At 49.6% G+C, this 26,736-nt stretch carries 25 protein-coding genes and 1 riboswitch; of the genes, 4 read left to right on the plus strand and 21 right to left on the minus strand.

Annotation, left to right across the window (positions count from 1 at the left end; all coding sequences use genetic code 11):
* Positions 1 to 67: 67 nt before the first annotated feature.
* From NYE29_RS31470 to nifH, 7 genes are all read right to left on the minus strand, one after another.
* Complete coding sequence (locus NYE29_RS31470) at positions 68 to 571, minus strand: pyridoxamine 5'-phosphate oxidase family protein (protein ID WP_076113001.1); 504 nt, start codon at positions 569 to 571, stop codon at positions 68 to 70.
* Entirely contained in the window at positions 571 to 1,335 is a 765-nt protein-coding gene (locus tag NYE29_RS31475; RefSeq protein WP_340899024.1) for a type 1 glutamine amidotransferase, read from the minus strand. The genes NYE29_RS31470 and NYE29_RS31475 overlap by 1 nt, the downstream gene beginning before the upstream one ends.
* On the minus strand, positions 1,286 to 1,711 hold the full coding sequence (locus NYE29_RS31480; protein WP_340899026.1) for a hypothetical protein: 426 nt from the start codon (positions 1,709 to 1,711) through the stop codon (positions 1,286 to 1,288). Before NYE29_RS31480 ends, NYE29_RS31475 begins: the two co-directional genes overlap by 50 nt.
* Positions 1,712 to 1,755: 44 nt before the next feature.
* Positions 1,756 to 3,144 carry a Fe-only nitrogenase subunit beta gene (anfK, locus tag NYE29_RS31485; protein WP_340899029.1) on the minus strand — a complete coding sequence of 463 codons (1,389 nt, stop codon included), beginning with the start codon at positions 3,142 to 3,144 and terminating at the stop codon, positions 1,756 to 1,758.
* Between the two features lie 70 nt (positions 3,145 to 3,214).
* Positions 3,215 to 3,565: a Fe-only nitrogenase subunit delta gene (gene anfG, locus NYE29_RS31490; protein ID WP_038590016.1), complete on the minus strand. Its 351-nt coding sequence runs from the start codon at positions 3,563 to 3,565 to the stop codon at positions 3,215 to 3,217.
* An 18-nt stretch (positions 3,566 to 3,583) separates the two neighbouring features.
* Positions 3,584 to 5,143: a nitrogenase iron-iron protein, alpha chain gene (gene anfD, locus NYE29_RS31495; RefSeq protein WP_340899031.1), complete on the minus strand. Its 1,560-nt coding sequence runs from the start codon at positions 5,141 to 5,143 to the stop codon at positions 3,584 to 3,586.
* A gap of 78 nt (positions 5,144 to 5,221) precedes the next feature.
* Positions 5,222 to 6,049: a nitrogenase iron protein gene (nifH, locus tag NYE29_RS31500; RefSeq protein ID WP_038590008.1), complete on the minus strand. Its 828-nt coding sequence runs from the start codon at positions 6,047 to 6,049 to the stop codon at positions 5,222 to 5,224.
* A gap of 441 nt (positions 6,050 to 6,490) precedes the next feature.
* Here nifH and NYE29_RS31505 point away from each other — a divergent pair, with 441 nt between their 5' ends.
* Complete coding sequence (locus NYE29_RS31505) at positions 6,491 to 6,724, plus strand: ferredoxin (RefSeq protein ID WP_038599442.1); 234 nt, start codon at positions 6,491 to 6,493, stop codon at positions 6,722 to 6,724.
* A gap of 169 nt (positions 6,725 to 6,893) precedes the next feature.
* Here NYE29_RS31505 and NYE29_RS31510 read toward each other — a convergent pair whose 3' ends face one another.
* The 11 genes from NYE29_RS31510 to NYE29_RS31560 all read right to left on the minus strand — a co-directional run bounded on the left by NYE29_RS31510 (position 6,894) and on the right by NYE29_RS31560 (position 20,395).
* On the minus strand, positions 6,894 to 7,292 hold the full coding sequence (locus NYE29_RS31510; protein WP_340899034.1) for a NifB/NifX family molybdenum-iron cluster-binding protein: 399 nt from the start codon (positions 7,290 to 7,292) through the stop codon (positions 6,894 to 6,896).
* Complete coding sequence (gene nifN, locus NYE29_RS31515) at positions 7,292 to 8,608, minus strand: nitrogenase iron-molybdenum cofactor biosynthesis protein NifN (protein WP_340899035.1); 1,317 nt, start codon at positions 8,606 to 8,608, stop codon at positions 7,292 to 7,294. Before nifN ends, NYE29_RS31510 begins: the two co-directional genes overlap by 1 nt.
* Entirely contained in the window at positions 8,595 to 9,962 is a 1,368-nt protein-coding gene (locus NYE29_RS31520; RefSeq protein ID WP_340899037.1) for a nitrogenase component 1, read from the minus strand. Before NYE29_RS31520 ends, nifN begins: the two co-directional genes overlap by 14 nt.
* 459 nt (positions 9,963 to 10,421) lie before the next feature.
* The gene (locus tag NYE29_RS31525) at positions 10,422 to 10,907 is read right to left on the minus strand and encodes a GNAT family N-acetyltransferase (RefSeq protein WP_083675826.1); all 486 of its coding nucleotides are present in this window, start codon (positions 10,905 to 10,907) and stop codon (positions 10,422 to 10,424) included.
* Positions 10,908 to 11,045: 138 nt separating this feature from the next.
* Complete coding sequence (locus NYE29_RS31530) at positions 11,046 to 12,401, minus strand: glycoside hydrolase family 30 protein (RefSeq protein ID WP_340899039.1); 1,356 nt, start codon at positions 12,399 to 12,401, stop codon at positions 11,046 to 11,048.
* A 47-nt stretch (positions 12,402 to 12,448) separates the two neighbouring features.
* Positions 12,449 to 14,089 (minus strand): sugar ABC transporter substrate-binding protein, encoded by a 1,641-nt coding sequence (locus tag NYE29_RS31535; protein ID WP_076113045.1) that lies wholly within the window; start codon positions 14,087 to 14,089, stop codon positions 12,449 to 12,451.
* A 96-nt stretch (positions 14,090 to 14,185) separates the two neighbouring features.
* Positions 14,186 to 15,073: a carbohydrate ABC transporter permease gene (locus NYE29_RS31540; protein ID WP_076112991.1), complete on the minus strand. Its 888-nt coding sequence runs from the start codon at positions 15,071 to 15,073 to the stop codon at positions 14,186 to 14,188.
* A gap of 14 nt (positions 15,074 to 15,087) precedes the next feature.
* Entirely contained in the window at positions 15,088 to 16,011 is a 924-nt protein-coding gene (locus NYE29_RS31545) for an ABC transporter permease (RefSeq protein ID WP_076112990.1), read from the minus strand.
* A 171-nt stretch (positions 16,012 to 16,182) separates the two neighbouring features.
* Entirely contained in the window at positions 16,183 to 17,193 is a 1,011-nt protein-coding gene (locus NYE29_RS31550; protein WP_076112989.1) for a LacI family DNA-binding transcriptional regulator, read from the minus strand.
* A gap of 169 nt (positions 17,194 to 17,362) precedes the next feature.
* Positions 17,363 to 17,962, minus strand: a complete 600-nt coding sequence (locus NYE29_RS31555; RefSeq protein WP_076112988.1) for an acyl-CoA-like ligand-binding transcription factor — start codon at positions 17,960 to 17,962, stop codon at positions 17,363 to 17,365.
* A gap of 60 nt (positions 17,963 to 18,022) precedes the next feature.
* Positions 18,023 to 20,395, minus strand: coding sequence for a PEP/pyruvate-binding domain-containing protein (locus tag NYE29_RS31560; RefSeq protein WP_076112987.1), 2,373 nt, complete (start codon positions 20,393 to 20,395; stop codon positions 18,023 to 18,025).
* A gap of 628 nt (positions 20,396 to 21,023) precedes the next feature.
* Between NYE29_RS31560 and NYE29_RS31565 the strand changes: the two genes are divergently transcribed.
* Positions 21,024 to 21,518: a MarR family winged helix-turn-helix transcriptional regulator gene (locus NYE29_RS31565; protein ID WP_076112986.1), complete on the plus strand. Its 495-nt coding sequence runs from the start codon at positions 21,024 to 21,026 to the stop codon at positions 21,516 to 21,518.
* Between the two features lie 192 nt (positions 21,519 to 21,710).
* Here the strand turns inward: NYE29_RS31565 and NYE29_RS31570 are convergent, their stop codons facing one another.
* Together NYE29_RS31570 and NYE29_RS31575 are read right to left on the minus strand one after the other, a co-directional pair.
* Complete coding sequence (locus NYE29_RS31570) at positions 21,711 to 22,919, minus strand: mannitol-1-phosphate 5-dehydrogenase (protein ID WP_076112985.1); 1,209 nt, start codon at positions 22,917 to 22,919, stop codon at positions 21,711 to 21,713.
* Between the two features lie 86 nt (positions 22,920 to 23,005).
* Positions 23,006 to 23,686 carry an HAD family hydrolase gene (locus NYE29_RS31575; RefSeq protein ID WP_340899861.1) on the minus strand — a complete coding sequence of 227 codons (681 nt, stop codon included), beginning with the start codon at positions 23,684 to 23,686 and terminating at the stop codon, positions 23,006 to 23,008.
* 168 nt (positions 23,687 to 23,854) lie between these two features.
* On the opposite strand from NYE29_RS31575, the gene NYE29_RS31580 reads away from it, so the two are divergent.
* Positions 23,855 to 24,124 carry a hypothetical protein gene (locus NYE29_RS31580; protein ID WP_340899043.1) on the plus strand — a complete coding sequence of 90 codons (270 nt, stop codon included), beginning with the start codon at positions 23,855 to 23,857 and terminating at the stop codon, positions 24,122 to 24,124.
* A riboswitch (cyclic di-AMP (ydaO/yuaA leader) is annotated at positions 24,108 to 24,246 on the plus strand. (Overlaps the previous gene by 17 nt.)
* A gap of 131 nt (positions 24,247 to 24,377) precedes the next feature.
* Positions 24,378 to 25,514, plus strand: a complete 1,137-nt coding sequence (locus NYE29_RS31585) for a KamA family radical SAM protein (protein WP_445322191.1) — start codon at positions 24,378 to 24,380, stop codon at positions 25,512 to 25,514.
* A 54-nt stretch (positions 25,515 to 25,568) separates the two neighbouring features.
* Here the strand turns inward: NYE29_RS31585 and NYE29_RS31590 are convergent, their stop codons facing one another.
* Positions 25,569 to 26,642 (minus strand): helix-turn-helix transcriptional regulator, encoded by a 1,074-nt coding sequence (locus NYE29_RS31590; protein WP_340899046.1) that lies wholly within the window; start codon positions 26,640 to 26,642, stop codon positions 25,569 to 25,571.
* Positions 26,643 to 26,736 lie beyond the last annotated feature (94 nt).

Genomic DNA, 26,736 nt, shown 5'->3' on the forward strand with positions numbered 1-26,736 from the left:
TTGAGTGCAGGATACTCCTGCTAAAGTGAAGATCCGGACTTACGCTGTATACTGCCGGACCGTTTACTCAGACAGCCGCATTTTCCTTGGCCGTCAGATGAACCGGAGTCAGCCGGTAGACGGCTACTCCGTTCCCATCCATGGAGGACCTGTATTTCGCTACCATACGTTCCGACATTTCCTGCTTATAGAAGCCCGGTGTATACTTCTCCAGAATCTTCTGAAGGACTCCAGCTGCCTCTCCCACATCGGTAACCTTGGCTGCATCACCGAACAGCATCACACTGAAATATGCGGTATCTGCCTTGCAGGGGACCGGATCAGTCAACGTGCTGTCTTCCCGGTACACGGTGAAACTTACTGCCGGATGCTCCGCGAGCAGACGCACTTTTTTGCCCGAACCCATGCCGTGGAAATATACAGAGCCTTGATGCCATACATAATTGACCGGCACGGCATAGGGATAAGCATCCCCGCCGATTCCTACAATGCCAATTCTTGCGACAGTCAGGAAATCTACGATTTTATCCTGGTCGCGGCAGTCCCTTTGCTTATAGCTGATATGCTCCATTACGGCCTGCTCCTCCTTTCCTGTTCGCTGAGCCGGTTCAAAAACTCCGCCATCCAGGTATTGCTCAGCACGATATATTCCGGATGAGCGAGCATTTCCCCGGCAGACTGCACATAGGCAGCAGGCTGCAGCTCACTCCCGTATTCCGCAATCAACTGCTCCAGCATTGCTGGTGTAGTCTCCAGATGGAACTGGAATCCGAAAACCCGTTCGTTGTAAATAAAGAGTTGATGAGCGCACGCATCGCTTTCGGCAAGAACCTCCGCCTCGGGCGGCAAAGAGCTGAAGGTATCATAATGCCATTCAAACACGATAGAGGTTTCAGAAAAAAAAGAGAAGAGCGGGTGTTCCCGGACTTTGGCACTCCAGCGTACCGGCAGCCAGCCGATTTCAGGCTCACGGTTTGCTGTCACCTGTCCGCCGATCACATCCGCAATAAGCTGGGCACCGAGACAAAGACCAATCACTATCTTTCCGGCAGCAATGGCAGAACGGATGAACAACTTTTCTTCAGCCAGCCACAGAAAGCGCTCCTCTTCATAAATATTCATGGGGCCGCCCAGGATCAGCAGCCAATCAAAGCTGTCCACAGCCGGGAGCGCCCCTGACTCGTGGAACAACGTATACGTAAGACTGCATCCCTGCTCACTGGCCCAGGCCAGAATACTGCCCGGGTCCTCCATAGCTACATGCTGCAGATAATGGATTCGCATCTCAGCCAACGTCACCAGCCGCTTTTGCCAAGGAGATTCTGCCCGGATCAAAGAGCTGCTGCACCTTTTCACACATGGTCAGCACACGGGTTGAATCCTCCGGCTTCGGTGTGCCATGAAAATAATCATCCAGCGAACAGATACCGAAAATAAAATCCAGTGACCGGATCTCCTTGTTCAGCTCTTTGGGAACATCAATGACAGATTCCACTGCATTCATGAGACAGATATAATTGTGATTCAAGGGCATGATCCCGTATAGATGGCATAAGGCGACAAGGTACCGTTCCAGCGCAACAGAGCCAACATTGAATACCAAGCTTAGCCGCTGCTTTTGATGCAAAAACTGCTCCGCACGGCGATGGTATCCCATGGCATCCCGATAATTTTCTTCAAATTCCTCTACATCCGTTTCCGTTACCAGCATAACGATTCACCCTTCCCGTATATAGTCCTTGGGGAACGCAGGTCCTACCACACACTCAAAATCCATTCCTTGTTCTTCTTGTACTCCATATCAGTGAATAAAGTGTTGGCGATTTCTTCAGCCAGCCGGATCGCACCTGCATATCCAACAGTCGGATGACGATACAATCCCGCGCGGTCATAGGTCGGGAACCCGACACGCACCATGGGAATATTGTTGTCGATGGCGGTAAAACGGCCCTTGGAGTGGCCCAGGATCAGGTCCAGCTCCACATCCTTGTTCTTAATGCGGGTTTCAAGTTCCATCAGATCCGCATTCAAGACGATTTCCATATCGAATTCCACGTTTTCCTGCAGCGCCTTTATCCGGGGATCATTCTTATAGGTCGTGTTGTCGTCACCCAGCAGCAGAAGGACGGGTTTCATCTCCAGATCAATACAAAACTCAGCCAGACCGATAACCAGATCGGGATGTCCATAGATCGCTACCTTCTTGTCGGCGAGGAACATGTGCACAAGATCAGCCAGGGCGTCGATGGCTATCCCGCGTTCACGGACCAAGGATTCCGGAATCGCTTTGCCCGTTAATTGTTTGACATTCTGCAAAAAGGTATCTGTATTGCGGATACCGATCGGAGTAGGTCCGATGACCGTCGGTATATCAAATTCATTCTGGAGATACTTGGCGGCTTTACCGCCTTCGTATTTATTGAGCGCAATGGTACCCAGTGCGTTGGCCGTTCCGGCCAGATCGGCAATCGTCGTATTGCCGTGCGATTCTCCGCTTTTATCCGGCATTATCGGAGAATCAAAGCTTTCTATTTCAAACAGCACCGTCGCATCCACCTGCATTTCAGCCAGCAGGTGCTTGAGTGCCGTCACATCTCCGGGATTAACCCAGCCAGTGATCAGATTAAGCTTGCCGTTCGGCTGGTCCTTTTGGGCAAAATGCTTCACAAAAGCTTCCACAGCCACATCATACCCGCTCACCTGGCTGCCCACAAAGCTCGGCGTATGAACCGGTATCAAATGCACCTCGCGTCCGGCATACTTCTCCGCCAAAAGCCCGCTATTAAGCTTCAAAATCACGCCGTCCACATCGTCACCGATGACTTCCGTGGAACAGGTGGTGATGATCGGCACTACCTTGATATCCGGGTATCGCATGAGCAGGACATCAACTGCTTCTTCGACACGGTTTAATGCGCCGAATACCGCTCCATCCTCATGCACGGAAGACGAGGCGAGTAGAAAGTTATCCTTGAAATGCTGCGAGAACAGCAGGCGGACGAACATCACGCAGCCCTGCCCTCCATGAACGATTCCGATACAATCCTTGATTCCGATACTGGCATACTGCGCGCCTGCAGGCTGGCAAGTGAATATCGGATTAATAACACCGCTGCGTTCCTTTTGAACGATTTCACAAGTCATAGTATTACCCCCTCCGATTATTCATGTGCGCGTCCACCTTGACTGGATCTGTTGTAGAGCTGATAACTAATTAATATTGCTTGACGGTCAACTCTTTGTTCAGCGATCCGGTAATGGTTACATAATCGATCCGTTCCTTCAGCCCTTGCATCAACAGCTTAATTTCCGTTTTGTCCAAAGCCGCAAGCCACGAGAACCGCTTCTTGTACTCTTCCGCCAGAACTACGGCATCTACCCAATAGCAGCGGTCTGCGGGGGTTCCTTTGTCCACGGGTTCATCACACAGAATCTGCATGGTCTTTGAAAGAACGCCCTCGTTCTGCTTCTCCCTGTCCCAGGTGCGGGAATGAAACTGCCATAGACAATGCTTCAAAATATAATTTTCCAGCTGTGCAACTCTCTCTTTCATCAACTCTTCCATGAGATCTCCTCCATATGCCTAAACGCCGGCAAGCTGATTTTGTAGATACGGATAGGTTTTGTTCCGCAGTTTGGATACCGAATCATACCCTCCTGTATATTGTCTTAACGTTACAGAAGACCGGATTTCTTCGCTCAAATTCGCATCAGAGGTCATCCGCTGGGTAGCAAAGCCTTTATCCGTCGAAATCGCATCCTTGCTGATATCCAGCGCGGACAGCTGATGAATCGGCGAATAGATCGCATTATAAATATCGCGTGCAAATCTGACCCAGCCTTCATAGCCTTTGTAAGGACCATTATGATAGGCATGCGCATTGAGATAAGGAACACGTACTTTCTTGGCCACTTCGCCCGGACGTTTACCGGTTAAAATGATGTCGGGCTTAAGCATCTCCAGAGCTTCCAGTCCTTCAAGCTCGTTCGGATCATCTATCGCTAGCGCACCCGTATTACAGCGGGCAATACCCTTTTCCATGTCGCCCTGATGGCCGAATTTCGTATACATGGAGACAACCTCGAGTCCCATTTCCTCATGAATGACATTGGCCCAGTGCCAGAGCTTGGACCCGCCCGGCCAGAGACATACTTTTTTGCCTTGCAGGCGTTCCTTGTACCAGTCAAGCTCCGGCTTCCATCTGGCAGTTTCCTCATCGATAATCGCCTGTGCCCGGTCCTCTATGCCGAAGAACAATCCGACTTTGCGGAGTGATGCCGACAGCGGCTCAAAGCCAAATCCGTCGATGTCGAGACGCGGTATTCCATATTTCACCCGCAGCTCATTGCAGATGTATTCGGCGGAACGCGCACATTCCAGAACATTGAGGTGCGCTCTATGCATCGCTCTCAGATCATCGTAGGAGCCGTTTCCGGTAAAGGTGGACAGCACCTGAATGCCCATGGTTTTGAAATAATCAACCATAACCTCCTGGTCTCCCTGGATGTTGTACTCGCCGACATAATTGATTACATAATCGCTAGTGATTTCAGGTTCCACCGTTCCTACCTTCTGCTTGATCCAGGCGATATTAATGATATGATGGCCTCCGGATTGGCTTGGACCCGCGAACCCGGGAGAATTACAGACGAAGATATCGACTTCAGGCATTTCATCCATGACTTCCTGAGCAACCGCGCCAATATCATCACCGATCAACGCCGTGGCACAGGTAGAGTAAATCGTCATCCGTTTGATTTCAGGAAAAGCCTCGAAAGCTTCAATGATATTTTTCTTGAGCAGCCCTTCCGCTCCGAATACGATATGCTTTTCTTTTACATCCGTCGCAAATGTGTTCTTGATCTGGAAGTTGTCATTATCGCTGATGTAACGTTTGGTCTGCCAGGTATCATAGGTACAGCCCACCGGACCATGACTTAGGTGGATAACATCCTTCATCGGCGTGCCAATAACATGCTTGGCTCCGCAGTAGGCACAACCCCGTTCAGAGATCGTTCCGGGAATAGTGTTGAGATACCCTTCGGGAAGAGCTGACGTCAAATCCTCACCGGGACCTTTGATCACTGCATGCTGTCTCCGTTCAGGGATGCACTCGCTGCACTTAAATGTATGATGCGGCATAATCATTCCTCCTAAAAAGTTTTGTGAGCATTACTTCCTGTATTTCTTCGCAATAAATCTCGCTTCGGAAGCATCCGCTTAGTCGCCAATTCCGTATTTAACAACCATCGCTTCCAGCTCATCCATACTCAGCGGCTTGGGAATTACGAAGCTCTCATTTTCGAGGATTTTACGTCCCAGCTCTCCATATTCATGCGCCTGATTGCACTCCGCATCATACTCAACAACCGTTTTTTTGTTAAATTCAGCTTTTTGCACAATATTGTCGCGGGGTACAAAGTGAATCATCTGCGTGCCGATGGAAGCAGTGAATTCTTCCAGAAACTCTCTTTCCCGGTCCACATTCCGGCTGTTGCAGATGACACCGCCAAGGCGGACACCGCTTTGCTTGGCATATTTCACCAGACCTTTACAGATATTGTTCGCTGCGTATATAGCCATCATCTCGCCAGATGCCACGATGTACACCTCTTGTGCCTTACCGTCACGGATCGGCATTGCGAATCCACCGCATACTACGTCACCAAGTACATCAAAAAATACAAAGTCCAAATCTTCAGTGTAGGCTCCATTGTTCTCCATCAGATCAATCGCTGTAATAACGCCGCGGCCGGCACAGCCGACTCCCGGTTCAGGACCGCCCGATTCCACGCACTGGATACCCAGATAGCCCTCCTTGACTACCTTCTCCGTGGTGATATTTTCTGCACCATCATCACGGAGCATATCCATCAAAGTTTTTTGATTCATCCCGCCAAGGATCATCCGGGTGGAGTCAGCCTTTGGGTCACAGCCGTGGATGAATATTTTTTTGTCGTGGAAATAAGCCAATGCCGCCGCTGTATTCTGTTGTGTAGTCGACTTCCCGATTCCGCCCTTACCGTAGATTGCAATCTTTCTCGTCATTTCTCCACACTCCCTTTGAATTAGTCTGAATCTGTTGTTGCTCTGGAATTGACTAGATCATAACAAAATTGAAAAAGCTGTCAATGGCATAGACGAACCATAATACAGACATATCTATTATTCATTCGTAAACAGACATTTGTAACCGTTATTTTACCGATATTACATGACATATATAAAATAAATCCCGAACAAATCCATAACACACATCTATAAAAGCGCAATCATTTTCATGAAAAATACACTTTTGTAATATTAAAGTTAGCTTATATGACACATTCAATGAACCTACTGTTAATTCGTCTGTTTTACCGTTGTGATTGGTCATTGAGGGGATGTAAAATGACATGTATAGGAATGTTGTAGTCCTTAGGAGATATGTTATTTGACAGATCTTCAGCTTTATTACGAAATTTATCAAAAAACAGAGGAGAGAAAACCATGAGTCAATTTGCCAGCGTCAACCAGGAGGCCTGTATCGCTTGCGGCGCCTGCAACTCCGCAGCTCCTGACATTTTCGATCTGGACTACAGCGGAATTGCCGGAGTGATCTATGAAGGAGATAAGAATCGGGGCATAACAGCCATTGAACAGGATTTGCACGAAGAATTGCAGGAAGCCTTTGACAGCTGTCCAACCCACTGCATCCAGATTGCCGCCATTCCTTTTGCCTAAGGATTCATTTCATGATCGTGCCCTCATAAGCAGAAACGGGTGCCGCCCTTGACAAAGGACAGCACCCGTATTGTGTTCTGCTATTCGTCCAAACGCCGGTGAAACTCCATCTGTTCGATTTCACAGATGCCATCACCGCACTAAAAAGGGGTCCAGCATACTTTCGCCATCATAATAGATGATCCGCTCGCCCCAGTCCCTGCCCCCGTTTCAAAGCTTTGACCAGCCACAGGGGCGGACGCTCCTTCAGCATCCGCCCTAGTTGTTCAAGCTGCGGGATAATCTCCCTCCCCTGTTCGGACTGCAGGAGGATAATACCTGCTTTCATGACTGTTTTAGTGGCATCGCCGCCAATCTTCACTACAAATAAAACCGTACAATCCTGAATAAGATCCACCCTCTGCTGGAATTTATCGCATTCCTCCGTCTCCGGCTGCGGGGCCGGAAGCGGCCTTGTCTCCAGCAAGCGGTATCCCTTCTCCCCGAAATCAAAAATGGCAAATGATGTGCACTGCCCGAAATGACAATCCAGCGCTCTGCCCTCGTTGGACGCAAAGGCTATCTTCATCAGCTGATCCTCTCCTTGCTATTCATAATATTAGCGATTTGGTTCAGCAGATCGGCCGTTCCCCGGTAACCAACCGAAACGTTGGCCGGTGACCCAAAGCGGTTAAAGACAGGGAAGCCCAACGGAAAGTACGGAATGCCGTTCTTAAGCGCGGTCTGCTCCCCGTATGAATTGCTTAGCCACAGGTCGGCACCCCCAGCGGCCATCCGCTCCAGATCCTCCAGATCGCCAACCTGCACCGCTTCCGCGATCACAGCCACAGCCGGTGAAGCGGCGGAGATGACCGAGCCGAAGGACTTGATTCCGAGTTCCGAGAGACATTGGTACACCGCAACCAGATGATCGGGCTCAAGCGCGGCAAGAATCCGTTTCCCTCTAAAGACCGAACGGGTATCCAGCAAGCAATCGAGCAGAAACTGCCGCTGCCAGCGGTATTTATTCTGTCCTTCACTCTGGCTGAACTGCCGGAGGAACAGGAAGAATTCATCACTTTCCCGCAGGCCGGTTACACCGTGAAACATCTGATAAGGGATTTGCAGTTCCTCCTGCAGCAGTCTCGCACAAGGCTCCATCGAGCTGCCGATCGCAACCGTATACGTGCTCGTAAGCATCTCCCGTAAATAATCCAGCGGAATCCCTCCCCGGGAGAGTGCAGTATGCCCTGTCATTAAATGCCCGGTGAGCGAGGAGGACAAATCCGGCAGGACGATAACCTCGATGTCAAAAGAAGCTATCATTTCCTTCAGCTCCATCACATCCCCCGGTGTCAGATGGGATCCCGGCAGCAGATTGATCCGGCCCCGCTTCTTCTTCCGTGATAGCCTTCCGCGACTTCGGATGACTTTTTGGATCACGGAATAAACCGTTTTAGCATAACCTGATTCCAGAGAGCCCTCATAGTCGGGGAGGTACAACCCGCACATCAGCTTATCTTTGAACATCTCCTTGTGCTGCCTGTAATAAGTTTCAGCGGTTCCCAGTAGATCCTCGCCCACTACTTCTGTCAGGGAGGTGCCTATCAGCGCGACAACATCCGGATGATGCCTCTCCATGACCAGCCGGATCATCTCGCGGATGCCATCCCCACCCCCAAAAATCAAATTCTGCTCATGGATGGCAATGTTCTGCAGCGAAATCGGTTCGCGGAAATGGCGGGATAGCACCGTTTTCACTGATTCCGCGCAGCCCTGCGCACCATGCAGAACCGGTACGGCACGGTAAATCCCTTGTAGCGCAAGTACACCGCCAACCGATTGACTGGTCTGAAAGGGATTGACAGACAACGGCTTCGAGACTGCTCTGTCAGCCTTGTCCATAGCTTTCCACCTCCCACGGTGAACGCCGGCGGATCATTTTCCAGATGGGCTGCTCAAGGGTATCCATTAGATCCTGAGCAAATCTTCTAACTCCATCATAACCGGCATATCCCCCATGCTGCTCTTCATCGATGTTCATAAAAGGAATCCTTTCCTTCAGAGGCACAAACGCATTGCGTCCGCTCACGATCATCAGATCGGCCTTCCGTTCCCGGTACAGCTTAAGAATCCGGGTTTCATCGCTTTGGACGACCAGTAGTGTGTCCTCATGAATCCTCTCTTTTATCCGTGACAGATCCTCCTGTGCATTCTGATTCGTGCCAATGGCGGCGATTTTGATCCCCAGCTCATAGAGCAGCGAGATATAGATCCAGCTTTCAATGCCGTCGGTGAACAGCACAACCTTTTTGCCTTTGAGTGATTTGTAGCGGCGGAGGATTTCCTTATCAAGGCGTTCCTCTTCCCGGCGCATATAGCGGTGCAACTGTTTGTCCAGACCCTCATCCTGAAAGTGGAAGGAGAGCTGCCGCAGGGAGAAGCGAATCTCCCGGGAGCCGCAGAACGAGCCTTCAAAATAAGGAATACCGAAGGAGTCACGCATTTTCCGGGCCAAGGTAACCATCGAGCGGCTGCACACCAGCATATTCAGTTTGGCCTGATGGGCCGAGCGCAGCTCGCTGAACGTACATTCGCCGGCAATGCGCGAGATGACACGGATCCCTATTTTGGATAGCATAGCTTCAATTTCATGTCCTTCTTTGGAAAAATGATGATCGCCAATGAGATTAATATCAAAAGGGGTTAATTTCCTGGGGTCTGAATCACAGGTTCCAATGACTTTTTCGAACAGCGCTTCGCCCGCCTGGCGGTTTCCCATATTACCGCTCCCCATGAGTCCCGAATTATGCAGCGGAATGATCGGTATGCTCCATAGACCCTCGGCTTTACGGCACACCGTATCCAAATCTTCGGCGGTGAGGATCGTAATGCAGGTGGCATAGACGAATATACAGGGAGGACGATAGTGCTCCACGATATAGTTTATAGCTTCAAACAGTTTCTTTTGCCCGCCGAGAATAATATCCATTTCCGTAAGCCCCATGGAAAATCCGAATTTCGACAACGGCCCTCCCGGCATACCGGCTTCCAGCATGCTCCAACTGTTCTGAAGACAGCCGGACGTTCCGTGCACAAGGTGCGCGGCATCAGAGATAGGAAGCAGAACAGCCTGGGAGCCTTGAAATACACAACCCTTTGTGATCTCGCCAGGGCTCGGTGCGGCACAGCCTTTAGCAAACTGGCGGTTGTGCTCACAATCAGGCTCAATGTACAGATTCGGGATACCTTTGGGCATTGAACACCCCTCCTTCTTCTATTCTGCCTGCATAAAATAGTTGAGGTAACACATGCTTTCCAGCAGTTGCTCGTCAATGTTCCAAATTTATTTATTTATATTACTTTTATTCTAAATATAGTTCAATCTCAAAACGCGCACTCAGGCACATTGTCATAGTGCATGTTATAATTTGTGACCAACATATTACATTAAGCGTTTCCAAACAGGTTTTGTTCAGGTTTTCCGCGTGATCCCGGGAGCAGATCGCATATGTTTCTTGACATATTTCACGAGAAATCCATACATTCACTGCGTTAAGCACGCCTCAGTTATTGTCCCTTCTGTGAACAAACGCCGATAACCCGCTCTACGATCCTTAATCAAATGCAAAAAACCTTCTGTGTGATCGGCTCTTAAAGAGCACAAATCACAAGAAGGTTAACCTGCAGCAACAACTAGCACTCAATCAAATTGAATCTACATCTCCAGCAACAAGAACATCATTTCGTGTTCTTCATTGTTATTTACGAACTCCCCTGCCGGCTTAAAGCCAACACTGATATATAAAGCAATAGCCCGCTGATTAAACGCGGCCACGCTTAATCTGAATCGCTCAGGGCCGTACATCCGCCGGGCAAATTCCATACCGGACTCCAGAAAATCGCGCCCTTTGCCTCGTCCGGTGAGTTCCGGCTTTAAGCCAAGACCGATATCGAGCACCTTGTCACCTTTGTATAAACCTTCATGGATTCCGCCAGGAACCTGCGCGTTGCGCCCGTAACAGAAAAATCCGGCCAGTTCATTCTCAGGACTGATCACAGCATAATAGGAGCCGTCCAGCAGTTCTTGAATGTCTTTGGGATCGTCAGACAGATTGTACATCGCATACGGCGCTTCATATCTCCATTTCACGATTTCCCGCGCATCCTGCTCTTCCATGAGCCGGATTGTATAATGCAGCATCTCATCTCTCCTTTACAATAAACAGTCACTTATCCTCTACCTGAGTTTACACGGTTTACGGTACAGAAATAAACCGGCGAGAATACTCTCTCGCCGGTTCACTCCCTAAGGATCCGATAGGTTCCAGCTTCTGCCCGCTTATTCCACGCTGTCGCTGATCAGGATGGACAAGGCACTCTTCGCCTCCAGACGGAAGGTTAGCACCTCTGTTCCCTGCAGCTTCACAGCAATATTCTCCGCCTTCCCGCTGTCATTGAACAGCACGGCAGCAATCGACTGGTCCGTATTCTTGAAGGCAACGGAACGGATCACCTCATTGCCCGCAGCGGATGCAATGCGTACAGCCTGCGGGCGGATAATTTTGCTGAAATGAGCCAGCGCGTAATAATCCAGCGTATACACCAGCTTCCGGGTCTGCTGGTTAACCTGCACGATTCCGCGGCAGGTGCTTGTGCCAAAGCCTGGTACCGTAGGGCCGTTATGTTCATCCAGCGCCATATTCCACAGAATAAACGATTTGCTGTGATTGTTGAGAATTTCAATCCCGGTCCGCATGACATTCGAGAAGGCTTGCTCAAACGGCGGAATCCATTCTCCCCCGGAGCCTTCGGTAAAATGCACTTCTTTGCCGGCAAAGGCTTCAAAAAACTCCGATTGGGCCGACGGTTTCCCGCCGTACCAGTGCCAGGCTACACCGTCCACCTCTTCATTTGCCTGCTCTAATACTGTCAGCGGATAGTCGGGGCGGTCCCAGTTGTGATCATAGCTAAGAATTTTGGTTTCCAGCTGATGCGCTATAAATGCGGGTTTTAAATGTTTTTTAATAAAATCGATTTGCACCTCGGGTTGCATCAGCATGCTTGGATAATGAGCCGGTTCATATAAGGGTTCATTTTGCGGAGTGACCGCATAAATCGGCAGCCCTTTGTCAGCATAGGCCTGAATGTAACGCACGAAATAGTTCGCATAGGTGCCGTAGTGTTCTTTTTTCAATTGTCCGGCTTTCATCGATCCATTCGTTTTCATCCAGCCGGGAGCACTCCAAGGTGAAGCAAACAGCTTGATTGCCGGATTCAGCTTCAAGGCCTGCTGCAATAAAGGGATGATATCCCCTTCATCATGAGCCACTGAAAACCGGATCAGTTCCGGATCGGTTTCCTGTTCGGGCAGATCGTTGTAGCTGTATAAGGTTCGGGCATAATCGGATGCCCCCATCGGATTTCTTAATACAGACAGGCCAATTCCGTCCTGCGGATCGAACAGCTTGGTCATGACCTCTGCTTGCTGCTCCGCATCCAGCACCTGATGGATCAGATAAGCAGCCGAATCCGTAAAGGAAGCACCGAAGCCATCCATCTGCTGGTAGGTTAGGTTGTCATCAAGATCAACTACACTAATCTCCGCTCCCGAATCAACAGGCATCAGCTGCTCCGGAGACTGTTTCTGGAACAGCTCGCCTTCTCCCTTGGACTGGTAAATCAATAGCTCACGCATGTGTTTCCCTCCAGTTTCTATATTTTGGACCCATGCTTGCTCACGAATTATTTGATGCCCAATTTTTCTTTGTTCAGCTTCATCTTTTCACTGCGGATTTCCACGATCTTATCCCAGCTGTTGGCATCCAGGAAAGATTTGTAGCTGGTGAGGGTGCTGTCAAACTCTGCTTCGCTTTTGGACCGGATCATGCTTACCAGTGATGTGTTCCAGTTCGTATTAATTGCTGTTAATGCCCGTGCTTCCGGGGTACCTTGGTCAGGGTTAATGTTCTCAAGAATGAAATGCGGTTTCAGCTTGCCTTTGCCCCATTCCTGCATTTGTTTAATAGATTCAGGGAATGCGTCATCGCTGATAGATTTATGACGGTCATGCCCGAAGAACATAAATTCACCCATCCGGTAGTCTTTCTTGAATTTATCCGCATTGTTGAGCTGCAGGTCTTTAATGGCAGGCAGCAATTCCACCTTGCCCTGATCGTTTTTCTTATAGGTTTCACCTTCAATACCATAGTTCATCAGCATCTGGCCTTCTTCGCTGAGCAGGTAGGTGAACAGCTGAATGGCTTTGGCCGGGTCCTTGCTGTCTTTAGTAATGTAGCTGATCATCCAGCCGGTAATCCCGGACTGATTCAGGGTTGGCTGATTTCCAACAGTGCTTTGCGGACCGTCAATGGCAATATACTCCTTGCCCGGGTTGCCGCTCATGAAGATTTGCAGATTGCCCCCTTGCTGAGGTGTGCCGTCAAGGAAAATGGTAGCGTATTTGCCGGATTTCACTTTTTCCTCAAAAGCTGTTCCGTCATCGGCAAAGCTGTCATCGCTGATATTCCCGTCCCTATAGACGGCATTAAGCGTTCTCAGCCAAGCCAGATAATCTTCATCCAAATTGCGGTTGTAGAATCCGCCATTGCTGTCTTCGAGCGGCACTCCGATAAAGTCCTGCAGCACATCGCCCAGGGACCCGCTGCCTTCACCGATAGAGTTGAAGCCGAAAGGAATCATGTCCGGGAACTGTGTTTTGATTTTGCCCAATACACTCTTGAATTCTTCCGGGGTTCCCATGCTTGGCTTTCCAAGTGCTTCGTATACATCCTTGCGCACAATAAACGCTGTTTTGGCAGGAATGTTACCGCTGTCATAATCGGCTTGTGTATTGGAATAGTTCGGATAGCCATAAGTTTTTCCATCCTTCAACTGGAACCAGTTCAACGTGTCCTGGGCAGCAACCTTATTGAAATACGGATCATATTTTTCGGCCAGATCATTTAACGGAACCGCCCAATTTGCGGCTTTTTGCACGATTTGGGAGTTCGAGTCAAAGATGGTCAACAGATCCGGCATTTTGCCCCCGGCAAAAAATGTGTTTAATTTGGTATCGTCACCGGTAATGAATTTAATATTAATATTCAGATCCTCTTTGATCTTCTTGGTCACTACATCCTTGCCGAAATCGGTGTTCCACCAGTCTGCATTCACATACCAGGTAAGCTCAGTGGTTTCTTCCTTTTTGTCCAGCGTCCATGCCGGTTTTTCCGGGTCCGGTGTGTAACGGTCTTCTATGGATACCATGTTATTTTTAGATCCGCTTTTGGAATTGCCGCCTGATCCGCAGCCGCTGACTACCAGCATGACAGCCATCAGTGAAATACACAGCTTGAGCCCTTTTGTAGCGAATGTTCTGTTCATCTTTTTGTCCATTGTGTAACCTCCCATTTTTTTGTAAACGCTTACTCGAGACTTCACACCTGTCTGCTTTTTTCTCTACAGCTCTGCAAGTGACCTCTACTCTTTTACCGCCCCCATCATCATGCCAGAGATAAAGTACCTTTGTAGCAATGGATACATTACAACAATCGGCAAGGTGGTAATGACAATTGTCGCAAGTTGAACCCCTTTGGTGGTCGTTTCGATCACAGCTGATCCTCCGATATTCTGCATGGATTGCGTTTGAGACTGCACAATAATTTCATACAGCTTCATTTGCAGCGGATATAAGTTTTGATCGGTAATATATAGTTTGGTTGTCATGAAGTCGTTCCATTGTCCGACACCGTTGAACAAGGCAATCGTAGCCATAGCTGGCATGGACAGCGGGATGAATATTTTGAGAAAAACACGCCAATCGCCAGCTCCGTCGATCTTGGCTGATTCTTCTAGCGAATCCGGCACATTTCTGAAGAAATTCATCAGTATGACAACATCGTAATAGCTGAAGAGTGCGGGAATAATGTAGACCCAGAAGCTGTCGAGCATTCCCAGGGATTTGATCAGCAGGTAGGTTGGAATCATCCCGCCCGAGAAAAACATGGTGATGACGCCCATGGCCACGTACAGCTTGCGGCCGCGTAAATATTTTTTGCTGAGCGCATAACCGACCATCGCACAGAAGAATACATGGGTAATGACGCCGATCAGCGTTTTGGACACCGAGATAAAAAACGATTGCCAGATGCTGCTGTCCCGGAAGACGGCGCGGTAATTTTCCAGTGAGAACTCTTTGGACCAGAATATAAACCCGCCTTCCGCCAGCGCCCGGCCTGAACTGAGTGAAGAAATAATGACATTCCACAAAGGGACTAGAATAACAACGGTAACAAGCACTAGCAGCGTTATATTAATGGCATCGAAGATTCGGCTGTCGAGATCTTCCTTAACCGCCTTTCGATTCATGGGAAGGCCTCCTTCTATAGGACTGATTGATTGTCATTCAATTTGCTGGTAATCTGGTTGGCGGTCAGCAGCAGAATCACCGATACAATGGATACGCCCAGACCAACAGCAGTAGCATAGGAGAAATCACCCTGTGTCATCCCCATACGGTACACGTAGGAGTTAATGACTTCCGCTTTAACCCGGTTTTGCGAATTCATGAGTACGAGCGTTTGATCCAGGTTCGATCCCAATAAACCGCTTACAGTTAAGATCAGATTTAGACTGATAATCGGCTTCATGTTAGGCAAGGTAATATTCCAGATTTGTCTCATCCGGCCTGCGCCATCAATTTTGGCTGCTTCATAATAGGTAGGATCGATCTTGGACATGATGGCCAAATACAGAATCGTTCCCCAGCCTGCCTCTTTCCAGATATCCGACAAGGTGGCAATCCACCAGTACTTCCCGGCATCCAGCAGAATGTTCTGCGGTTTCGAAATAATCCCCAGATTAAGCAGCAGCTCGTTGAACAGTCCGGTAGTCGAGAACCAGGTAATCAGCATGCCGCCGAGCACGATCCAGGACAAAAAGTGCGGCAGATAGGAGATGGTCTGTACCCATTTCTTGAAACGTCCCATGTTCAATTCATAAATCATAATGGATAGAATGATGGGAATAACAAAGCCGATGGCCAGCTTCAGAAAGCTGATTCCCAAGGTATTGATGACTGCGTCCCAGAAGTATTTGTCGGACAGAATTATTTTGAAATTATCCAGTCCGACCCAAGGAGCAGTATCCAGCGTATCAATGACCGTGTAATTCTTAAAAGCAATGGACAAGCCGTAAATCGGAATGTAGCAAAAAATAATCATAAAAATAATGCCCGGAAGAACCATGGACTGAATCTCCCATTGCCTCTTATAATCAACCACGAATTCTTTGATCTTTTGCCCCATGGATCTCTTCCCGGCTGACGGTATGGTGGCTAATTTATTCACATTCCGCACTCCCCTCGTATGAAAGTCCAAGCTATAAAAACGTTTTTATTTTTGACCGTGAAAACCCCCTAGCACATAATTATAAAAATAGACCGGAATTGTTGCTCCCTTGTTGCCCTCTATCTCTGCTTAATTCCGGCCGATCTTCACTTGACTAGAACCCCGCACGACCAGTTCCCCGGCCAATTTCTGTGCCTGTCCCTGCTCTTTCTGCTGAATCATGCGGACCAGGTGGTCTATAGCCATAATTCCTTGTCTGGCGATCTGATTGCGCACCGTGGTAAGCGGTGGTGAATAATACGGAGCGATATCAATATCATCGAACCCTATTACGCTGATGTCCGAGGGGACTTCGTAGCCATAGGTCTTCAATGCCTGAATACATCCCATCGCACTCACGTCATTTCCGGCTAAAAAGGCATCGGGTATATCGTCAGGATTGAGGTGGAGATAGGATTTCACGGCAATATAAGTACTTTCTTCCTCAAAATAACCTTGCAGAATATACTCATTCTTAATAGGCAGCTGTGCCTCACGCAGGGCGGCCAGATATCCTTCCTTACGCTGAACACTGTCCAGCATCGTATCTACCCCGGATATGTAGGCAATTTTTTTGTGCCCGAGATTGATCAAGTACTTGGCAGCCTCATAGCCAGCGATATAGGAATCGAATATTACGCTGCCCATCGTTTCGTTCTCGATCACCCGGTCCAGGAATACTGTCTTGATCTTGTCTTTCAGCATCACGTTGATGTCATCGTCATCAATTTTGAGTTCTTCGTAAATAATGACCCCATCCACGCGCCGGCCCAGGATATTGCTCATAATCACTTGTTTATCCTTGGTAACAAACACATTCAGTCCGTATCCTAAACGGTCGCACTCACGGGCCATGGTTTCAACCAGCTTATAAAAATATGGACCCGTAACACTTGTAGTGAAGAACCCGAGCATTTTGGTCGTACCGGACTTTAACAGCTTGCCGTTCAGGTTCGGAATATAATTCAACCGCTGAGCAACCTTGAGCACATGGGATTTGGTCTCCGGACTCAGCACATCCACATCATTTAATGCGTTAGACACGGTAGAAATAGAGACGCCAGCCTCTCTGGCAACGTCCTTGATTGTTATCTTTGCCATGAAATTCGTCCTTTGCTATAAAAACGTTTTTATAAATTTAAATTATCATAAAACCGTTTTCATTTCAATAGCTAATTTGAAAACATTAACAGCCCTCCGGCAAACCGAAAGGCTTGGTGAAACCCTACTTCTCCACAAAAAGAAAGCACCTCAAAATAGAAGTAGTTGCTTACAACGGCAGTCCATCCTCCAGCTTGCTCAGCGCTTCATCCAGCACTGCCGCGAAATCCTCTTCCGGGTGTTCTGCATAATGAAGCATGACCGAGATGTTCACACCGATGACCGCTCCCGCAAAAGTGCGAACTGCGAGATCATTCGGCTGACGGCCAACACGCCCTGCTACCATCTCCGCGATCAGCTGCATCATCTGCGTCATGCTGTTCATCATCGCTGACCACAGCTCGGGAATCGCAATCACAAGCTGATTCCGTTCGCGCATCGTAGCCAGCTCATCTTCAGACATATCAAGCACCTCGGACATCATGGCGTTTTTGAGTGCCTGGAGCGGACTAAGTTCGGACGGCTGTGCCTCAAAGGCAGACACGAGCAGAGGATCATAATTATCACGGGTCAGCACATCCTCCTTACTTGAGAAGTAACGAAAAAAAGTGCTGTAGGAAATTTCAGCAGCTTCGGCAATCTGTTCCACAGTGGTTGATTTATAGCCTTGCTCACGGAACAGCCGCAGCGCATGCCGTTGAACCTCTGCCATGGACTTCGCCTTTTTACGTTCACGCAATCCCATATTTCGTTTCCCGCCTGTAGGCATAGTACACACATCCTGTCCTGTTAGAATTAACTTGTAATGAATTCTTCCCTTATCTCCGTATCAGTTCACAATAAGTTCTACTACTCCCTGTCCCCCGTCCACAATAACACGGTCGCCGGTCTTCAGCCTTGCTGTCGCACTGCCGCAGCCGACAACAGCCGGGATCCCCAATTCCCTGGCTACGATAGCCGCATGTGACAACGGCGCACCGATGTCGGTTATAATGGCCGCAGCTCTTGGAAACAGTGGTGTCCAGCCCACATTGATCGTCGAAGCCACCAGAATTTCACCGGATTGAAACTGCTCTCCCTCTTCCGGTTTGGCCATTACACGCACCTGCCCTTCAACCCTTCCTGCAGCACCGGCAGAACCCTTCAGCCTTTCGGCATAAGGGTGTTCAGATAAGAGAATCGGTTGGGAAGCATCGTAGTAATCCAGCCGCCGGTGCGGGTCCTTAGCCCACTTGAACGGTTCGAAACGTCCCCGGAGCATCGAAGGCAGCGGCGGCAATGACTGATACCTTGCATACGTCTGCTTGCGTGCAGAAAAATATTGTACAGCAGTCAGATTGCCTGAAGCAAGCCAATTCAGAATCTCATCCAGATATAGAAAAAAGACATCCTCTCCAATTCCCGCAAGCTCACCCGCTTTAAGCGCAAAAGCGCGGTTCACCCGCATCGTTCGGGTCCATTCGGAACGGACGGTTTCCCGCAGCCGCGGGCCCTCCGAGGCTGCCTCTATCCGCCGGGCAATCCGCTTGGCCTTTGCCGGATACTGCCGTTCGAACGCCTTCAAGGCTTCTCCGCTCCGGACCCGCTGTCTCTGCAGGATGTCCTCCACGTCCATAGGGGCCTTGCGGAACTCAGCGATCTGCTTGTCCAGCCACGTATCGTCTTCTCCCGGGTCAGGATACGATAATTCCATTTCATTCGGTCCCCGGTGGCCATACTTCACAAGGTATTCCTTCCGGCTCATTTCTCCCTTTATTACTCTGGATATTCCGATCAGCGGTCCCAGGCTTTCCAGCTGGGCGGCTTCCCCGGCGTTGGACAGCAGCATATTGGCCTTTTCTTCTCCGACCGCCTCGCTGAGCTGCTTATGCAGCTTCTCAAATTTCTGCATTTGGGCAGAGGGTGCTTCCAGTGCCGACCACAGTGCCTTGACATTCTGCGGCCACAGCTCCTGCCTCCAGAGCGACAGCAGTTCCTCGCGGGTTGTTGCAGCTTGGAGGCGGGTTGTCAGCCGTGTGCACCACTCTGGTGAATCATTCAGGAACTGCGGAAGGGTTCTAACGGTCTCGCGAGTTTGTTTCATACTGTGCATCATCTTGGGAAGCACTGTCTTGAGCAGCTCCCGTTTGGTAAATGGATATACCGGCAGTACCATGCCTTCAGGAAGCTCTCCAAACACCCGGCTCATTTTCTTCCATATCGACTTGGTGTTCAGTCCAAATGCCGAGAACATTGATACGGAAAGACTAACATTAGTGTACACCCTTCCGCAAATATTGCCGGACATCACATAATGTCCCGGAATAATATTGTACTCTTCATCCAAGGAGCGCAGGATAGACCAGGTCAGAGGTGTTAAGACACCGGAGATGGATTCGCCCACATTGGTATTGGTCCAGAGAAAATCACCGGCCAGCGAGTCGTTGATCTCGAATGTATTGCGGTTTCCCGGGTTCAAGGTCGTAACCGGTCTCGTCTGCAGGAGGTAGACCCGCCCCTTTGCGACCGCCCACTCGATATCTTGGGGAGCTCCCAGCTCCTTCTCCAGCCGGCATGCGTACCGGTATAACTTGACTGCATACCGCTTGAAATCTCCCGGGCCTTCATATCTGCCCCGGTTCCTTGCGAGTGTGAAGGAATATGCGTTGCTCTCCCCTGAAACTAACTGCTCTCCCAGCCCATAGACATAATTCCCCGGCAGAACCGTGCGGCTGCCTGTAATGGGGTCGGCGGTGAACAGGACTCCGGAGATTTCCGAGTGAATCATCAGCTGCACTACAATGGCAACCTTATGGGAGGAGTCCATGTCCTGCATGGAGCTGTAGACTTGAACCCGTTCGCTATCCTTTGATTGATAGACCGTGTACATAGCTTCGCGAATCTGTTCGTCTGTCTCCACGTCCAGCACCGTTTCGAATTCCCCGGCAAAAGATGCCTCCGCCGAATCTTCACTTAAGGCCGAAGATCTGACTGCAAATCGTGCATTTCTATATGACATGCGGATTTTCCGCAGCCTGGCTGCACTTTCAGTCCAAGCCTCTTCCTTTAATTTATCGCCTTCAAAGGCCGAAGGAAAGACAACAAATCCCTCCGGCACAGGATAACCGGCCTGAAGCATTCTGGAGAGCATCGCTCCCTTACCTCCTGCTTCGACGTATTGCTCCGGGCTTAGCTGGGCGAATCCTCGGATCATCTGTCCCATATTCAATTGCTCCTTTTGATATATTTGAAACTTTATTTAACTTGAAACTTAGTTTCTTTTAATACTTTATTCCATTATTGTGTTAACCGTCAAGCTTTACTTCATCAATATATTGAACTTATAATTCTTCTATTTTGGGATTGGCCGTGACTACAGAGAATGTTTGGACTTCCGGCCGCTGTTGTCTCCCGATTTCTTGATTTATACCGCTACTTGCGGTTGAAATCCGGAGAAAAAGGCGGTCGCTATCGCTCCTACAGTTCCAAAATCCCCCTCCGCCACTTATCCCTAAATGTAATTCTCAAGTTCAATCTATTTAGGTAGTTCTTCAGTTCAACTGATATAGTTGATTAATTTCACCAAACAAAAAGAGACGTCCCTTTAGCCATGAAATGGCTGCTTGGGACACCCCTCGTTTGGTGAACAGGATAGACATGAGTACTTGGTGCGAATGCTCCGCGACCGGACTGTTGTTCCAATCACTGTGGTCCACACTATTTTGAACTTATTTTGCAAAATATCAACGGTTTCGATAGAATAAAATTAATTTATTACGTGCCATCAAATATTTTAAGATTGTAATATCTAGCCCATCGAGATATTAACATTCCAGAAGGAGGGTTGTCTTATGTCAAGTCATGAACAAGATCAACCTACGGAGCTGCAGGAACAACTCACCCTACTCATGCGTGGACTGGGAACCCGAACGGTAATCTATCAGCAAAACGTAGCCGCTTCCCTCGGGTTATACAATAATGATTTTTTATCCGTAGACATTCTGCGTGAGAAAGGTCCGATTACGGCCGGGGAACTGTCCAAACTGACCGGGCTGACCACAGGCAGCGTTACTGCATTAATTGACCGGCTTGAAAAAAGCGGATATGTCCGCAGGCAAAATGATCCCAATGACCGCCGCAAAGTGATTATTGTCCCGTTGTATGAGAATAAGGAAGAGGTAAGCAGCACCTACCTCAAGCTTCACTCAGAAATGCTGAACCTTGCTTCCTCGTATACGGCAGAAGAGCTTGAACTCATCACACAATTTTTGGGCAAGGCAAGTACGGTTCTGGAAGACCAGATTTATCAGCTTAGCTCTGCTACACTCAGCAAGCCCTCTTCCTGAATCCTCTGCTGCCACAAGCGGAAACGGCTTTGCCGTCTTCAAAAGGACGATATCCAGCGGTCGAATGGCCCGGGATATCGTCCTCTTTTCACATGCGGGATTGCTGCAAAAGCCATCTTTGCTTATTAAAACGGCAGGCCGGCATAAGCATTATGACTCGGTCTGCCGTTGATATGCGAATTTTTGGACAGCTTAGCCGCGTAGAATTTGAACCATGGATTCAAAGCCGCTGCTGGCCAGATGAGGATGTCTCAAGCAGGCTCTCCGGTATGCCTTGAGGATTTCGCCGTGAAGCGGATGTTCGGCCGGAACCCCTAACCGGGAGGCAAGCACTGCGCTTAAACCGGCAGTCCGAATTTCTTCCTGGAGAAGCACAGCTTCCTGATCATTAGGGTCGCCATAGAGAAGTGCGGAAGTAATGGCCGACACCAGATACGAGGTCTCTAGACCAAGCTCATGGGCAAGCATAGCAGGCCGCAGCAGCCGGTCGTTTGGTGAAAGCTTGCGAAGCGGGGAACGGGCTACGCGCGATATTTTATCGTTGAAGTTCGGGTTGATGAACCGGTCCATGATCTTATGGATATATCTGTCGTGCGCCGCAGGATCAAAACCGTATAAATGGACCAGCAACGCGCCGGTCTCCTGCAGCACTCCGCGGACACGGTCCTTAATTCCGGGGTCGGACATCGCCTCCTGAATGCTGGAGCAGCCCTCCAGGTAACCAAAATACGCTGCGCTGCAATGCCCGGTATTCACCGTAAACAGCTTCCGTTCAAGATAGGAATCGAGGGAGTCTACATAATGGACGCCTTTGATTTCCGTATAATCAGCGATTAATTCGCTGCGGGGAATGACCCATTCACTGAACGGCTCCACTACGATTTCCAGCGGATCTTTATGCGTCTGTACTGGAACGATGCGATCCACCATAACATCGGGGAAGGCGACACAGCGGTCTGCACGCCCCTTTAAAGGCTGCTTTAAATGGCGGTAGACCAGATTTTTAAGCTTTTGGCTGCTCCCTACGCCATTCTCGCAGGCAATAATATGAAGCGGCTTCGGATAGGCGTTGCTGTTTAGCCTGTTCTCAATACCCTGCGCGATGGCTCCGGCAATGTCCTTCAGCGCTGTTAGCCCGACCGCTGTCGTCACGATCTCAGCCTCTGCTACAGCTTGGGCCACCTGTTCCTGGTCCTTCAGATGAAGGGCGGTTACATTCTCCACAATAAAGCGGTCCCGCTCATCATTGGCAAGGGTAACAGGATAGCGCCCCCGTTCCTGCAGCTGAGCGATTTTCAGCCTATTTCTTCCGACAAAACAAACCTCATAACCGGAGTCTGACAGCACTGGACCGATAAATCCCCGGCCAATATTGCCCGCTCCAAAATGTACGGCTCTCAAATCGGTGTCCCCCTTAAGTAATTTCAACTCTTTATAATTTCACAAATTATAGTTGTTATACGCAGAAATTAGTACACTGTAGTGTTTTATACCTGCACACCAGAGATTTCGAAGCAACTCCGGGAAACTACGTGATCGAAGTCCAAAAGACTCAGGCTTTCGGTCTGGTGATGCGGCATATCAAATTCAAGAAAGCGGGTAATGGCATTCGGGATCACCACACAGAACATTCCAGCAGCAGCTGCAGCTCTTGCGCCGTTTGGCGAATCCTCAATAGCGACTGCCTCATGTGGTTTAATGTCAAGAGAGGACATGACCTGGTTATACAACTCCGGATCAGGCTTCACCTTCTCCACATGATCGGAGGTGCGGATGCTCTCGAAATAATCGCGTATGCCCAGCAGCTCCAAATGCCGTTCCACCCAGTCCATAGAGGAGCTGGAAGCAAGGCCAATCCGCAGTCCGGCGTCCTTGGCAGCATCCAGATATTGCTGAATTCCCGGCCGCATCTGTTCCAGCTCCATCAGCTTGCTGTGCCTCTGCTGGACCGCTATTCTGAATGCCATCCGGTCGATAGGCAGCTTAAGGTCAGTCATCAAATATTCGTAGGGATTAAAACTGTTAAGGCTGGTGCCTATGCAAGTAGAATACTGTTCCAGCGACAGGTCTACCCCATGCTCTCCATAGGCTTCGCTAAAAGCGGTGTACCAAGCTGTTTCCGTGTCGATAATCGTTCCGTCAAAATCAAATATAATCCCTTTGATCAAATCAACCATCTCCCTCGCAGTAGTCCGGTAAGCTAAGCTCACACAAAAGCGTGCAATTCGCCTCCAAAAATGCTTCCGGCTGGCGTCTGTCTGTAAAAACCATAACAAAGGTTTTCTGCCCGCGTCAACCGGGGCAGCTTATCTTCCATCACATGAGTACGGTTACAATTGCACAAAAACGAAACCGGGGACAAACCTAAAAAAACGCTTTCCCGGTCGCTCCTGTTTGCACCAAAAAAACCTTTCTGTGCAAAGGATTTCGTGTTTCTATGTCTTGCGGCCGGGACTCTGCGTATGATGCATTTCAAGAAGACCGGCAACCCCTCAACAAAAAAAATTTCTACTCTGCTGATTGGGCTTGGTCCCGTATGCCTTGCCGCTGGCAAGTTTTGCTTTGACTTTTCAAAACTTTCCGGGTTATACTTTATCTACGCTTAATTTCCAGCCTTTGGGCAGGAAAGCGGGGGAACCAGTCTTTTGGGGCGAATCATTCACAGAATGTAGGGTACCATCTTACCCGAGTCCGTCAGCTAACCTCGTCAGTAGTGGATGGGTCTGCTTTTTTAGGTATATTCATAACCAGAGACCCTTGCTAAGGGTCTCTTTTTTGTATTCACATGACCCTGCTGGCAGCAGTTTGGCTATCGACCTCAAGGCTCCCTTACTTCTCACACTATGAGACCAAGGAGAGATGCAAGTGCAAAAGATAAGGTACATAACGGATATCAGCAAGGTTGCCATGCTGTCTGAAACGGAGAAAGAAAAGCTGAAGGAGATCACCGGCAAATTCGCCTTTCGGGTCAATGACTATTATCTGTCGCTGATCGACTGGGACGACCCGGGTGATCCGATCCGCAGGCTCGTCATTCCAAGTGAAGGTGAACTTGCGGAGTACGGCTGCTGGGATGCATCCGATGAGGGAATGAATTATGTAGTGCCGGGATGTCAGCACAAATACAGAACAACAGCCCTTCTGATTGTCTCCGAGGTGTGTGGAGCTTACTGCCGCTACTGCTTCCGCAAGCGCCTGTTCCGCAATGATGTGAAGGAAGCACAAACCGATGTGGCTCCGGGCTTGGAATACATCAGGAATCATCCTGAGATCAATAATGTGCTGCTTACCGGCGGAGACAGCCTGATTCTCTCTACCTCCAAGCTGCGCTTCATCATCGAAAGTCTGAGATCCATTGACCATGTGAAGATTATCCGGCTGGGCTCCAAAATCCCCGTATTTAATCCCATGCGCATTTATCAGGACGAAGAACTGCTGGAACTAATCCGTACCTATTCATCGGAGGACAAACGCATTTACGTCATGGCGCATATTAATCATCCCCGGGAAATTACGCCCGAAGCCAAACAAGCATTCAGAGCACTTCATAATGCCGGGGCAATCGTGGTTAATCAAACGCCGGTGCTGAAAGGCATCAACGATGATCCGGCGGTACTCGGAGAACTGCTCGACCGGCTGTCCTGGGCCGGAGTCACTCCCTATTATTTCTTCGTGAACCGGCCCATTGCCGGCAACCGCGAGTTCGTTCTGCCGCTGGAGCGTGTCTACAACATTGTTGAGGAAGCCAAGGCCAGAACCTCAGGTCTGGGTAAAAGAGTCCGTCTATCCATGAGCCACTCCTCCGGCAAAATCGAGATACTGGCGATTGAAGACGGCATGGCCTATCTGAAATACCATCAGTCCAGAGCGCAGGAGTACGGCAAATTTATGATCCTGGAATGTCCACCGGATGCAGAATGGTTCGATGATCTTCCCGGCAGCGAGAAGCACTGGACCCATCCTGCTTACACTTCCCAGATCCCGCAGCTCCTATAAAAGCCAGCACAGTCCCCTTGTATCAGCATCGGGACTGTTTAGCGTGCTTACCGGCTATTCCATCCCCTGTGAGAACAGCTTGCTGATGAGTGCTCTCCGGCTGGATACGCCGGTCTTGGAGAAGATCGATTTCAGGTGATCCTGTACGGTGTACGCAGAAATATGCAGCGACTCCGCCAGCTCCTTGGTAGATAATCCCCGGGACAGCATCTCGGCCAGCTGCTTCTCCCTGGCGGTCAGCTGGCAGGCATCGGCCAGCAGCCGGAAGATCTCCGAGGACTTGGCATAGACAAAGGCAACGGCCAGCTCCGTCTTCCCGCCGCTTCCTTCAAGCCTGCTGGCCGTAACTGTCAAGTATGCCCCATCCTCGACACGCAGGCATAATTTCGCCTTGGAAGGCAACCCTCCTGGTTCCGTATTCTCGCCAAGTGCCCGCAGGCATACGGCGTTGACCGGCCGGGGAAGAACTCCGTGATCCAAACGTTCCAGCTGTTGCAGACGGTTCATCCAATATTGAGCCGCACTATTCGCGCTGACCGGAAGCAGCTGGTCCGTCAGAATCATGATTCCACTGTCCTCCGGTGCGCTATCCATCCGTCCCAGAGGGGGCTCGGAGGCATAGCTGCGGAGTGCGCCGGCAATCAGCGGAACAACAGATGATATCACCGCACACTCCCGCTCCTGAAAAGGAGGTTCGTGCTGTGACCGGAACAAGGTTAAGAACCCCCAGCAGCCACCGCCTTCAACCAGCGCAGCCCGGAGCTCGTCTCCCAGGCCCGCAGGCTGGAGTACGTTGCGGTAACGTTCACTCCGCCCGGGCTGCCCTTCCGTTACGCCACTTAAACAGGCGACCGGCACTGCCGCAGCAGCCAACTGCTCATATTTCATATAATCCTCATGCAGATATTCATATTCAAACAGCTGCGGGTGCAGCTCCTCAAGACCCTGCTCTGTGATCGCCCCGGTGGACAGCAGCGTATGCGGGTCCACGGTAGTGCAGCAGGCAGCGGTAAACGGAATGTACTGCCGCAGCTTGGAGATTACCGCCTCCCTGTATTGCGGAGATGTCATTCTCATCTCCTGCCGGTTGATTTCCAGCATCCTCAAGCCTTTTAGAACCTCGCTCATCCTGATGTCCTTTCCAAATCCCACATATGTGGGATAGCCTATTCCGTGTTTAATCCTGATAATTAGTAATAATTCTTATTATATATCAGGAGAA

Origin of the sequence: Paenibacillus sp. FSL M7-1046, assembly GCF_038007405.1 — a bacterium.
Lineage (GTDB): Bacteria > Bacillota > Bacilli > Paenibacillales > Paenibacillaceae > Paenibacillus_AQ.

What these genes read in the sequence shown, in the direction of transcription:
- NYE29_RS31585 (WP_445322191.1), top strand. Translation starts at nt 24,378, where the DNA reads ATGCAAGTGCAAAAGATAAGGTACATAACGGATATCAGCAAGGTTGCC.
- NYE29_RS31590 (WP_340899046.1), bottom strand. Translation starts at nt 26,642, where the DNA reads ATGAGCGAGGTTCTAAAAGGCTTGAGGATGCTGGAAATCAACCGGCAG.
- NYE29_RS31550 (WP_076112989.1), bottom strand. Translation starts at nt 17,193, where the DNA reads ATGGCAAAGATAACAATCAAGGACGTTGCCAGAGAGGCTGGCGTCTCT.
- NYE29_RS31520 (WP_340899037.1), bottom strand. Translation starts at nt 9,962, where the DNA reads ATGCCCAAAGGTATCCCGAATCTGTACATTGAGCCTGATTGTGAGCAC.
- NYE29_RS31525 (WP_083675826.1), bottom strand. Translation starts at nt 10,907, where the DNA reads ATGCTGCATTATACAATCCGGCTCATGGAAGAGCAGGATGCGCGGGAA.
- anfG (WP_038590016.1), bottom strand. Translation starts at nt 3,565, where the DNA reads ATGGAAGAGTTGATGAAAGAGAGAGTTGCACAGCTGGAAAATTATATT.
- anfK (WP_340899029.1), bottom strand. Translation starts at nt 3,144, where the DNA reads ATGACTTGTGAAATCGTTCAAAAGGAACGCAGCGGTGTTATTAATCCG.
- NYE29_RS31560 (WP_076112987.1), bottom strand. Translation starts at nt 20,395, where the DNA reads ATGGGACAGATGATCCGAGGATTCGCCCAGCTAAGCCCGGAGCAATAC.
- NYE29_RS31530 (WP_340899039.1), bottom strand. Translation starts at nt 12,401, where the DNA reads ATGCGTGAGCTATTGATTTACCAGTCCAAGGGAGAAGGCGAGCTGTTC.
- anfD (WP_340899031.1), bottom strand. Translation starts at nt 5,143, where the DNA reads ATGCCGCATCATACATTTAAGTGCAGCGAGTGCATCCCTGAACGGAGA.
- NYE29_RS31470 (WP_076113001.1), bottom strand. Translation starts at nt 571, where the DNA reads ATGGAGCATATCAGCTATAAGCAAAGGGACTGCCGCGACCAGGATAAA.
- nifN (WP_340899035.1), bottom strand. Translation starts at nt 8,608, where the DNA reads ATGGACAAGGCTGACAGAGCAGTCTCGAAGCCGTTGTCTGTCAATCCC.
- nifH (WP_038590008.1), bottom strand. Translation starts at nt 6,049, where the DNA reads ATGACGAGAAAGATTGCAATCTACGGTAAGGGCGGAATCGGGAAGTCG.
- NYE29_RS31505 (WP_038599442.1), top strand. Translation starts at nt 6,491, where the DNA reads ATGAGTCAATTTGCCAGCGTCAACCAGGAGGCCTGTATCGCTTGCGGC.
- NYE29_RS31565 (WP_076112986.1), top strand. Translation starts at nt 21,024, where the DNA reads ATGTCAAGTCATGAACAAGATCAACCTACGGAGCTGCAGGAACAACTC.
- NYE29_RS31480 (WP_340899026.1), bottom strand. Translation starts at nt 1,711, where the DNA reads ATGCTGGTAACGGAAACGGATGTAGAGGAATTTGAAGAAAATTATCGG.
- NYE29_RS31535 (WP_076113045.1), bottom strand. Translation starts at nt 14,089, where the DNA reads ATGAACAGAACATTCGCTACAAAAGGGCTCAAGCTGTGTATTTCACTG.
- NYE29_RS31545 (WP_076112990.1), bottom strand. Translation starts at nt 16,011, where the DNA reads ATGGGGCAAAAGATCAAAGAATTCGTGGTTGATTATAAGAGGCAATGG.
- NYE29_RS31540 (WP_076112991.1), bottom strand. Translation starts at nt 15,073, where the DNA reads ATGAATCGAAAGGCGGTTAAGGAAGATCTCGACAGCCGAATCTTCGAT.
- NYE29_RS31555 (WP_076112988.1), bottom strand. Translation starts at nt 17,962, where the DNA reads ATGCCTACAGGCGGGAAACGAAATATGGGATTGCGTGAACGTAAAAAG.
- NYE29_RS31510 (WP_340899034.1), bottom strand. Translation starts at nt 7,292, where the DNA reads ATGAAGATAGCCTTTGCGTCCAACGAGGGCAGAGCGCTGGATTGTCAT.